The sequence below is a fragment of the Suilimivivens aceti genome (assembly GCF_025567405.1).
GTDB classification, from domain to species: Bacteria; Bacillota; Clostridia; order Lachnospirales; family Lachnospiraceae; genus Suilimivivens; species Suilimivivens aceti.
The window spans coordinates 284,562-292,661 of the sequence record NZ_JAOQKJ010000004.1 but is presented as its reverse complement, the minus strand read 5'-3'; the positions used below and the strand labels follow the sequence as shown (position 1 = coordinate 292,661).

The 8,100-nt window shown below is 45.4% G+C and carries 11 protein-coding genes; 6 read left to right on the top strand and 5 right to left on the bottom strand.

Going from position 1 to position 8,100, the window contains the following annotated elements:
* Positions 1-256: 256 nt before the first annotated feature.
* Together OCV77_RS06620 and OCV77_RS06615 are read left to right on the top strand one after the other, a co-directional pair.
* On the top strand, positions 257-469 hold the full coding sequence (locus tag OCV77_RS06620; RefSeq protein ID WP_118799441.1) for a hypothetical protein: 213 nt from the start codon (positions 257-259) through the stop codon (positions 467-469).
* Between the two features lie 41 nt (positions 470-510).
* The gene (locus tag OCV77_RS06615) at positions 511-1,149 is read left to right on the top strand and encodes an HD-GYP domain-containing protein (protein ID WP_262574146.1); all 639 of its coding nucleotides are present in this window, start codon (positions 511-513) and stop codon (positions 1,147-1,149) included.
* Here the strand turns inward: OCV77_RS06615 and OCV77_RS06610 are convergent.
* Together OCV77_RS06610 and OCV77_RS06605 are read right to left on the bottom strand one after the other, a co-directional pair.
* Complete coding sequence (locus OCV77_RS06610) at positions 1,119-1,481, bottom strand: sensor histidine kinase (RefSeq protein ID WP_147371247.1); 363 nt, start codon at positions 1,479-1,481, stop codon at positions 1,119-1,121. The two genes, OCV77_RS06615 and OCV77_RS06610, sit on opposite strands and share 31 nt — an antisense overlap.
* Before the next feature lie 34 nt (positions 1,482-1,515).
* Positions 1,516-2,136, bottom strand: a complete 621-nt coding sequence (locus OCV77_RS06605; protein ID WP_262574144.1) for a hypothetical protein — start codon at positions 2,134-2,136, stop codon at positions 1,516-1,518.
* A 272-nt stretch (positions 2,137-2,408) separates the two neighbouring features.
* Here OCV77_RS06605 and OCV77_RS06600 point away from each other — a divergent pair, with 272 nt between their 5' ends.
* On the top strand, positions 2,409-3,011 hold the full coding sequence (locus OCV77_RS06600) for a GNAT family N-acetyltransferase (protein ID WP_262574143.1): 603 nt from the start codon (positions 2,409-2,411) through the stop codon (positions 3,009-3,011).
* A 103-nt stretch (positions 3,012-3,114) separates the two neighbouring features.
* Here the strand turns inward: OCV77_RS06600 and OCV77_RS06595 are convergent, their stop codons facing one another.
* The 3 genes from OCV77_RS06595 to OCV77_RS06585 all read right to left on the bottom strand — a co-directional run bounded on the left by OCV77_RS06595 (position 3,115) and on the right by OCV77_RS06585 (position 5,491).
* Complete coding sequence (locus OCV77_RS06595; RefSeq protein WP_118799481.1) at positions 3,115-3,519, bottom strand: amino acid-binding protein; 405 nt, start codon at positions 3,517-3,519, stop codon at positions 3,115-3,117.
* 144 nt (positions 3,520-3,663) lie between these two features.
* Positions 3,664-4,368, bottom strand: coding sequence for a response regulator (locus OCV77_RS06590; protein ID WP_262574142.1), 705 nt, complete (start codon positions 4,366-4,368; stop codon positions 3,664-3,666).
* Between the two features lie 28 nt (positions 4,369-4,396).
* Positions 4,397-5,491 carry a sensor histidine kinase gene (locus OCV77_RS06585; protein WP_262574141.1) on the bottom strand — a complete coding sequence of 365 codons (1,095 nt, stop codon included), beginning with the start codon at positions 5,489-5,491 and terminating at the stop codon, positions 4,397-4,399.
* Between the two features lie 176 nt (positions 5,492-5,667).
* Between OCV77_RS06585 and OCV77_RS06580 the strand changes: the two genes are divergently transcribed.
* From OCV77_RS06580 to OCV77_RS06570, 3 genes are read left to right on the top strand one after another with little or no spacing between them, the layout of a single operon-like run.
* Complete coding sequence (locus tag OCV77_RS06580; protein ID WP_262574139.1) at positions 5,668-6,330, top strand: hypothetical protein; 663 nt, start codon at positions 5,668-5,670, stop codon at positions 6,328-6,330.
* A 2-nt stretch (positions 6,331-6,332) separates the two neighbouring features.
* Positions 6,333-7,031, top strand: a complete 699-nt coding sequence (locus tag OCV77_RS06575; RefSeq protein ID WP_262574137.1) for a hypothetical protein — start codon at positions 6,333-6,335, stop codon at positions 7,029-7,031.
* A 34-nt stretch (positions 7,032-7,065) separates the two neighbouring features.
* Positions 7,066-8,004, top strand: coding sequence for a GGDEF domain-containing protein (locus OCV77_RS06570; RefSeq protein WP_262574135.1), 939 nt, complete (start codon positions 7,066-7,068; stop codon positions 8,002-8,004).
* The last annotated feature ends 96 nt before the right edge of the window (positions 8,005-8,100 follow it).

Below are 8,100 nucleotides of genomic sequence, written 5' to 3'. Positions count from 1 at the left end.
TGAAAAACAAGCCGTAGGTCTATTAAAGTTACCCATTTATATGAAAAGCATTTCAAAATACTTCTTGACTATTTACCAAATTGCTCTCTGAGAATTTAACTCTCTTCTATATGGGAGCATAGCAAGTTCCAAACGAAAGGACAATAGATTTGGAAGCATTGCACAAGAATAGGAAAAAAAGAACATGGAATGGCAAATCATATTGTAAAAAAGAGGGGAGATTCTTATAATAGGAACAGAAAGGAAAGGGATTTGTATGAAGAGCATTCTGATCAAAGATACCACGAAGGAAGAAAGAGAGCAGATCATAAAGGAGTCACTCGATTGTGGTGGTGGCTGTGAGAATTGTTCGAGCTGCTGGCTTGGCGGTGGAAGTCCGTTTGAACTTTATCAGCCATATATTGATGGTGAAAAGGAGATCGCAGAGATCAACCGGGAATATAATGCAAGATATCAGAGAGGAAACTGAAAAGCAGCAGGAATGCTGATAGACACAGAAAGGATAAAGATATGGAAGAATGTCATTACTGCGAAGGTACAGATGACGAGGAAGAAGTGTACCGTGAGATCATAGAGTGCATCACAGGGGCACTGGATGCTAAGGATGCCTACACAGCCGGACATTCACAGAGAGTCAGTGAAATGGCGCTGAAGGTATGTGAACTGATCGGGCTGAAAAAGAAGGGTATACGGAAGATCCATATTGCGGCGCATCTGCATGATATCGGAAAGATCGGGATACCGGATGCCATCCTGAACAAGGAGGGCAGGCTGACAGATGAGGAATTTGAGATCATGAAGACCCATTCCGCCATTGGAGCAGGCATCCTCAGCAAGTCCCAAAGTCTGTCAGAGTTCAGTGATATCGTACTGCATCATCATGAGAGATTTGACGGGAAGGGCTATCCGGATGGCCTGAAAGGAGAGAAGATCCCGGTAGGAGCCAGGATCATTGCAATCTGTGATTCCATTGATGCCATGACATCGAACCGCAGATATCGGAAGGCGCTGGGATTCGATGTCTGTTATCAGGAAATAGAGAAAAATCTTGGCAAAATGTATGATCCGATCATTGGACAGTATGTACTTGATCATTTTGACAAGGTAACAGCCTGCCTTCACAAAAACGTGGCTGTGAAGGCAGTATAGGTAGCTTCATCACTCTTTACGGTAAGCTGTCCTTTGTGGACGGTGACAATAGAGCTTGCAATGGCAAGGCCAAGGCCGTAGCCGCCGTATTTCCGGTTCCGGGAGGCTTCACTTCTGTAGAAACGTTCGAAAATATGCTTCTGGTCCTCTGCAGGGATTCCATTTCCTGTATTGCGGACCAGAAGTATTTTTTTGTCTCCATGGGAAGAGAGAGAGATACTTACTGTGCTGTGTTCGCCTGAATATTTGAAGGCATTGTCAAGAAGGATCGTGACAAGCTGTCTGATGTTTCCTTCATTACCGTTCATGGTAAGACCATCCTGAATTTCCATGGTAAACTGCTTTTCGTATTCGAAGGCCAGACTTTCAAAGGAGAGGGCGGCATTTTTTACGGTGCTGCTCAGATCCATGGGAAGCATCGGCAATAAACTGCTTCTGTTTGTCAAAGGTGGTCTGCACAGGCTTGGTGATCCATCTGGACAGGAAAAAGACCGGAATAAAGATCAGGACAATGCCAAGGAGTCCAACATAAAGGCAGATCCGCAGCAGCCGCAGAGACATGGATTTTTCCATGCCATAGTCAAGGAAGTATAGGCAGGTGCCATCTTCTGTCTCGGAAAGCAGATAGAGGTAGGAGCCAAGCCGTCCTTTTTCTTTAGACTGCTGTAATGCACTGGAGGCCATGGACAAGAGAGCAGCTTCTGTCATGTCTGGATTGCCGCCAGTAGAAAAGTCCTCGATATTTCCTTTAGAATCATAGGCAACATAGAGAACGCGCATGTTATCAAACCAGTTTCTGTCAGGAGTATCCAGAGCTTTTATGCCGTCTGCTGTATCCCGCATGGCATAGTCCTGTAGGGTGTCATAGCCACGCTGCATGGCAGAATAGCTGACAGAAATATTGAGAACTGCCAGGATCAATATAAAAATGGAAATGACACTGACCATGGTGATCAGGATAAAGCGACGCTGTAATTTTCGGACCATTTTAAGACCTCCAGACGATAACCGATTCCTCTGACGGTTTTGATCTGAACCGGTGTGTTCAGGGATGCAAACTTCTGTCTCAAAAAGGAAATATAGTCGTGATGATCACTCACGATCTGAATGTAGCCAAAAGTGCCCAGCGGATCGTGCATATTGTTGACGGGTGTCTGAGCTAGAACCAGATGACCTGGCACAGAAATCCTTGTTGACAGACAGAAAATACAGGTGCATATTGGAAAAAACGGATGAAAACGGATGGAGGAGACAATATTATGGAAGAAAAAAAGGTAAACATCCGGATAGCCTCGCCAGAGGATGCAGAGAAGCTGCTTGCCATTTATGCACCTTATGTAGAACATACTGCGATCACTTTTGAGTATGAGGTTCCTTCTCTTTTGGAATTCCGTGAAAGGATCTGCCATGTGCTGGAGAAATATCCCTATCTGGCAGCAGAAGTAGACGGTCAGATTGCAGGGTATGCCTATGTAGGTGTTTTTCATGACAGAGAGGCCTATGACTGGTGTGTGGAAACATCTATTTATGTGGATCAGAGCTGCAGGAAAATGGGGATTGGCGGGAAACTGCACCATGCACTGGAGGAGGTGCTGAAGCTGCAGGGAATACTGAATCTGAATGCCTGTATTGCCTATCCGGAGGAAGAGGATGAGTATCTGACTAAAAACAGTGTGGAATTTCACAGACATCTGGGGTATGACATGGTCGGAGAATTTCATAACTGTGGATACAAATTCGACAGATGGTATCACATGGTCTGGATGGAGAAAATGATTGGAGAGCATAGAAGCGGGCAGGATTTTCCAAAGAATTTTCCGCAGATCAGAGAAGAGGCAGAAAGCATACTTTCAAAATTATAGCAGACGGAAAGAAAAATAAAATCCCAGATGAACACCTGACAGAGAAGTCACAGATTCATCTGGGATTAATTTGCTGCGTCGTATATTTTGGTACAGCTCTACTTTAAGCAAGTATGAAGCCTTTGCCCTTCAGATATTCTTCAACCTCGAAGATCTCATTGGTATGAAGGATCAGGACAGGCTTGCCGGTATCTCTGTTAAAGCACAGATAAATGTAGTCAACATTGATATTACCCGCCTCCAGAGAAAGAAGAAGCTGGTTCAGATTACCTACTTTATCTTCCAGCTCTACGCCAATAACATCATTGGAACGACAGAGATAGCCACCCTCTTTCAGGGAGGCGAGAGCCTTTTCCGTGTCGGATACGATCAGCCGCATGATCCCGTATTCCGGTCCGTCGTTAGTAACAGAGCCAAGAATATTGATATTGGCATTCTGAAGGATCTGGGTGATATCCTGAAAGGTTCCCTTTTTATTTTCAGCAAAAATAGCAACTTGTTTTAACATGATGGTTTCCATACCTTTCTGCATGATTCCATGCAATTTATATCATAGCACATTACGATGCCAGGGTCAAAAGGTCTGAATCCACATGAGCCTGTGTATGGAGCTTTTTAGATAATCATTTTATTTACAGTATGTGGCAGAGAGTTAATCACACTCTGCCATTCTGTATCCAATGCCGATCTCAGTAAAGACATGCTCCGGGGCAGCAGGATTTTCTTCTATCTTACGACGGATATTTGCCATGTTTACCCGGAGGATCTGGTTATTATTGTCTATGTAGGGACCCCAGATCTTTTCCATGATATAGGAATAGGTAAGAACCTTACCGCTGTTCATGGCAAGGAGTCCGAGCAGCTTGAATTCAATCTGGGTCAGGTGTACCATTTCCCCGTTCAGGGTGACAAGGTGCTTTTCAAAATCGAGAGTCAGGTTTCCATGATGGTAAACCGGTGTATGGCTGGTGCTGTCAGAGCCAGACTGGCTGCTGTGACGCAGGGAGGTGCGGATCCTGGCAAGGAGCTCGACTGTGCCAAAGGGCTTGGTGATATAGTCATCAGCACCAAGGTCAAGAGCTTTGGCCTTTTCCTGCTCATGGCTTCTGGCAGAGATCACGATGATAGGAGTGGATCCCCAGTCGCGGAGCTGTTTTATCACATCCATGCCGTCAAGATCCGGGAGCCCGAGATCTAACAGGATAATATCAGGACAGAGGGAGGCGGACAGATGCAGTCCTTCCCTGCCGGTAGAAGCAGTAGTGATCTTATATCCCTGATTTTTCAGTGTAGTAGCAATAAAGGAACGGATATTCTCTTCATCTTCAATCAGAAGAATTGATGATTTCAGTGTCATTTTGAAAAATCCTTTCTCATAAAATTCTTTACTCGTTTTCTGTTCTTTCCTTGGGAAGGGTAAAGGTAAAGGTGCAGCCGTTTTCATTGTTGCATACACCGATTGTGCCGCTGTGGGCAGTTATGATCGTCTTGCAGATGGAAAGACCGATTCCCATACCACGGTAGGTATCTCCCTGATTTTCAGGGGTATAGGGTGAACCGTTAAAAATAGTGTCCAGACGTTCTGGTGGAATACCAATACCATAATCCCTGACACGAAAGGTAACAAGGGAACCGTCATCTGTGACGGTCAGTTCTATGGGCAGAGTGCTTTTTGAGTGGACAACTGCATTTTCAAGAAGATTGATGATGACCTGCTCGATCAGCATGGCATCCATGGGGATCAGCAGATATTCCTCCGGGACGCTGACATGGATATCAGCAGAGGGCAGTCGCTTTTTCAGCCTGCGGATCGCCTCCGCACAGACCTCCTCTACCGATTCCAGGGAAGTAGCGATCTTCATGGAGCGTTCATCGATCCTGGTAACGGACAGGAGGTTTTCTACCATATTAAGGAGCCAGTTGGAGTCATCATTGATGTGGCTTACTAGCTTCAGCTTTTCTTCTTCAGAAAGGGTATCATAGTTTTCTATGTAGGTGGAGCTGTTTCCGATAATGCCGGTAAGAGGTGTGCGCAGATCATGGGATACGCTTCGCAGCAGATTAGCCCGCATTTTTTCCTTTTCGGCATCCATAAGCAGCTTTTCGCGTTCCACAAGAATCCGACTCTGATCTTTGATCTGGGACGTCATGGCACTGATCGTTATGGAAATGATCAGCATGAATAAAAAGGTAACGGGATAACCGGTCAGTGTAAAGTTCAGCTCAAAATAAGGATAGGTGAACAGATAGTTTACAAAGATAACCCCGGCAAGGGATGCCAGTACACCGTAGAGATAACCATCTGTAAAGCGTGCTATCAGAACCAGAGCCGTGATGTAAACAAGGGCAATATTGGCTGGATTTTCGGGTACATGGTGAAAGAACCAGAAAGCAATACTTGTGGCCAGTGCCGTCAGTCCCAGTGTGATCAGAATATTTTTTAATAGTTTTCTGCTTTTCATCATCAGTAATTTTCCCATAGGGATATTATACTCCGATTACAGGGCACTGGCAATTTTCAGGTGTTAAGATATTGCAAAGATTACAAAGAGAAGACGAGGGAAAGCAGTCATGTTTCAGGTGACAGGGACACGCTTTCTGTGCTAATATTCAAGTAGAAAAGGCAGAAAAGAGGTACATGACGGGAGGTGGTCTTATGAGGATCCGTAATGATTATACCGGGTTTTCCGGAAAGGGTTATCAGGATAACTATCTTTATAAAAATAAGGAAGCAGCAAAGGAAAATGACAGCCAGGCAGACAGAACCAAGCCGGACGGGGCCAATACAGAAAACACAGTTTACCGGAAGAGGGAATCCACATATTCAAGGGACGGGGATACCTGTCAGATCACTCATACGGTTGAAAAGGAAACTCCCGGGGAAAATACCCACACAGGGATCCTTAAGGAGTTCTGGAATTCTCTTGGAGATGAGGGACAGACAGCGGGGACAGGAGGGCAGTCTCTCCATCTTATGGCTGCCTTCCAGAATATAAAAGCGGCATTCCAGAATTTTGTGAAAGAGCATATAACAGAGCCGGTCCGGGAATTCCCACAGAAGATCCAAAAGATACTTGGCAGGCAGAAAGAAATGCAAGACAGTCCTGCCGATGGGAAAATGGCTGGAGAGGGCGGCATGCCGGGGCATTCAGAGGATGGAAAGGAAAAGAAGGATAAGGAATGGAAGCCATGGGAGGATGAAGCTCTTGGCAGAATGCTCCATACCAGTCATCTGACGGATTCCTATACAAGAACCGGGGAGTATTGTAATCTTTCAGAAAATGTAACTTATGACAGCCGCAGGAAAAGAGGAAAGTAGGAGTGAACAGACTGAATGAGTTACTTCCGTATCTGACATTCAGCAATATCTGTCGGGTACTGACAATATTTGGCTTTATTTATTTTGTGGTCAAACGCTTTATCATGAAGCAGGCACCGGTTCCGAAGGCGGCTTTTAAGCAGGTGCCCCATGAGCTTTTGGAAAGCTGTGTGGATCAGCTTGTGAAGAAGGAAAGGGAGCCGTCTGCACCCTATACACCGCCAAAGGAGCTGATCCAAAGCCTACAGCAGGATAGAGAAGATGAAGAAGCATTGAAGGAGCTTTTGTGTGATATCTGTGAGCATCTTGGCATGGACGGCAGCTATATTAAGCTGGTGATCCAGCATACACCGGTGACAGATCGGGCAGGTGAGATCGAAACAGATCTTGCCTTTACCACGATCAGGCTGGAGATCCAGAAGACCTATCAGGTGGATACACTTGTTGCTGTACTGGCTCACGAGGCCACGCACCTGAAGCTGTATTATCGTGGGGTCAGGAGGAAGGACAGCTGGGAAAATGAGATCCTTACAGACACAGCGGCTGTTTTTTATGGTTTTTATGATGTGATGTACAGAGGTTATGAGGTGCGTCAGGGTGAGAATGCTTTTTCCTATCATAAGGTAGGATATATCAGTCAGCAGGACATAAAATTCATTGGAGAATTGCTTGATAAAATATCTCAAAAACGGTATACTTGACGAAAGGGATTAGATTTACGGGAGAGAACAGCTTATGGGATATCATTCAATACCTTATGACAGAAGGATCAGGGAGAATATCAAGAATTATTCATTTTCCCATTTATATGATATGGATACCGTCAGGGAGTATCTGCAGAGTCTTGCAGATGTGCTGGAGATCAATATCCTTCTGACGGCAAGACACGGAGAAAAGGAGATCGTGATCGGGGACAGCTTCCTGGGTTTTTATCCGGATGTTGTCAATGATCCCGGGCGGAAGATCAGGGTACAGAACCGTACGATCGGACATCTTTATATTAAAGAAATCGTGTCTGCAGAAAACAGTGGACAGATTTCTGATATGGTAGACAGTACCGTTGCTCTTCTGGAGGAGCTTGGCGAGGAGGCCTACAAACGTAGGGAGACCAGCATTTATCTTGAGGAGCTTGAGCGGCTTCTGAAGGAAAGACGCCGCCAGATCAGCCAGAATGAAACGGATGATCCGCTGACAGGTGTTTACCACAGAAATTATTTTCTCACCAGAATGGAAGCAATTGACCGGTCGGAGGCAGTACCGATCGCCGTGCTGAATGTGAACATCAATGACTGGAAATTTGTCAATGACCACTTTGGAGATGAGGAAAGTGACAGACTGATCCAGACTGTGGCGGCGATCCTGAAGAATCAGGCAGGTCCGGATTACATAATCGGAAGGATTGACGGAGATGCTTTCGGGGTACTTATCCCCATGGCAACCGAGGAAGAGGCCGAATCATATATGGAAGCAGTGCAGAGAGCCTGTGATACCTATGAGGACAGGATCCTGGCGCCTTCAGTAGCGATCGGGTATGTGATCAAGACGAATATTGAAGAAAAGCTGGAAGACAGACTTTCTGATGCAGAGTACGAAATGTTCAATAACAAATTTGAAGTGAAGAATGCGAAGGGATATCAGGAACGCCTCAGAAAAGGGCTGAAGCAGGCTAAGTAAAGCAGATATCAGATAAGCATTTCTGAAAGGATATGGGATACGGTATGGCAGGGGCCATACCGTTTTTCTGTTGTTATACATACAGGAAAACAGAAG

Coding starts and splice junctions, on each gene's coding strand:
- OCV77_RS06620 (WP_118799441.1), top strand. CDS start 257: ATGAAGAGCATTCTGATCAAAGATACCACGAAGGAAGAAAGAGAGCAG.
- OCV77_RS06615 (WP_262574146.1), top strand. CDS start 511: ATGGAAGAATGTCATTACTGCGAAGGTACAGATGACGAGGAAGAAGTG.
- OCV77_RS06610 (WP_147371247.1), bottom strand. CDS start 1,481: ATGGAAATTCAGGATGGTCTTACCATGAACGGTAATGAAGGAAACATC.
- OCV77_RS06605 (WP_262574144.1), bottom strand. CDS start 2,136: ATGGTCCGAAAATTACAGCGTCGCTTTATCCTGATCACCATGGTCAGT.
- OCV77_RS06600 (WP_262574143.1), top strand. CDS start 2,409: ATGGAAGAAAAAAAGGTAAACATCCGGATAGCCTCGCCAGAGGATGCA.
- OCV77_RS06595 (WP_118799481.1), bottom strand. CDS start 3,519: ATGTTAAAACAAGTTGCTATTTTTGCTGAAAATAAAAAGGGAACCTTT.
- OCV77_RS06590 (WP_262574142.1), bottom strand. CDS start 4,368: ATGACACTGAAATCATCAATTCTTCTGATTGAAGATGAAGAGAATATC.
- OCV77_RS06585 (WP_262574141.1), bottom strand. CDS start 5,491: ATGGGAAAATTACTGATGATGAAAAGCAGAAAACTATTAAAAAATATT.
- OCV77_RS06580 (WP_262574139.1), top strand. CDS start 5,668: ATGAGGATCCGTAATGATTATACCGGGTTTTCCGGAAAGGGTTATCAG.
- OCV77_RS06570 (WP_262574135.1), top strand. CDS start 7,066: ATGGGATATCATTCAATACCTTATGACAGAAGGATCAGGGAGAATATC.